The sequence below is a fragment of the Frankia sp. AiPa1 genome, from assembly GCF_023243075.1.
GTDB lineage: Bacteria > Actinomycetota > Actinomycetes > Frankiales > Frankiaceae > Frankia.
In genome coordinates, this window is record NZ_JALKFZ020000020.1 from 1 (window position 1) to 849 (window position 849).

The 849-nt window shown below is 75.9% G+C and carries 2 pseudogenes; one reads left to right on the forward strand and one right to left on the reverse strand.

What is annotated here, in order from left to right:
- Nucleotides 1–282, forward strand: a pseudogene (locus MXD95_RS04070) (hypothetical protein); the annotation flags it as partial.
- Nucleotides 283–454: 172 nt separating this feature from the next.
- On the opposite strand, the pseudogene MXD95_RS04075 reads toward MXD95_RS04070, so the two are convergent.
- Nucleotides 455–849, reverse strand: a pseudogene (locus MXD95_RS04075) (FCD domain-containing protein); the annotation flags it as partial.

The window sequence follows — 849 nt, forward strand, 5'->3', positions numbered from 1 at the left end:
GGGGGGGGGGGGGGGGGGGGGGGGGGGGGGGGGGGGGGGGGGGGGGGGGGGGGGGGGGGGGGGGGGGGGGGGGGTGGGGGGGGGGGGGGGCGGGGGGGGGGGGGGGGGGGGGGGGGGGGGGGGCGCGGGCGGCCCCCCCCCCCCCCCCCCCCCCCCCCCACGGCGGAACGGCGTCGACTGGTCCGCGCGCAGGGCGAGGCTCGCGACCGTCGATATCGTGACGTGGCCCGGACCCCGCCGCCCCCGGACCCCGCCGGCCCCCCGACGCGGCTGGCCCCCTGACGCCGCTGGCCAGTTCAGGGTCGGCGTGCCGCCACCCGGCCAGGGTCGCGTTCCGCGATGAACCTCCGCCGCCACATGGCCAGAGTTGCGTTCCGCGATGAACCTCTCGGAGCCAGACTGGCCCAGGATCCGAAGAGCTCCTCGCGGAGGTGGCCGGGTCGCGGTGATGTGCCTACTCGCCGAGCAGGTCGAGGGGGGTGGTGGGGTGGTGGGGGGTGTGGGGGGTGTGGGTGAGGTGGTGGTGCCAGTGGGTTTCGGCGGCGTCGGGGTCGTGGTTGGTGAGGTGGGTGAGGAGTTGCCGGTGGAGGGTGTGCTGGTGGTGGAGGGTGTCGAGGTCGGGTGGAGTGGTGTCGGAGGCGGTGGCGTCGAGGATGTGGCGGATCATGTGAGTGAGGGTGGTGAGGGTGTGGTTGGCGGGGGTGTTGTCGGGGGGCGGGGTGAGCAGGAGGGTGTGGAAGTGGAGGTGTTGGGTGTGAATGTCGGCGGGGTTGGGGTTGGTGCTGTCGAGGGTGATGTCGGTGGTGGTGAGGTGGTGGGTGAGGGTGGTGAGGTGGGGGTCGGTGATGG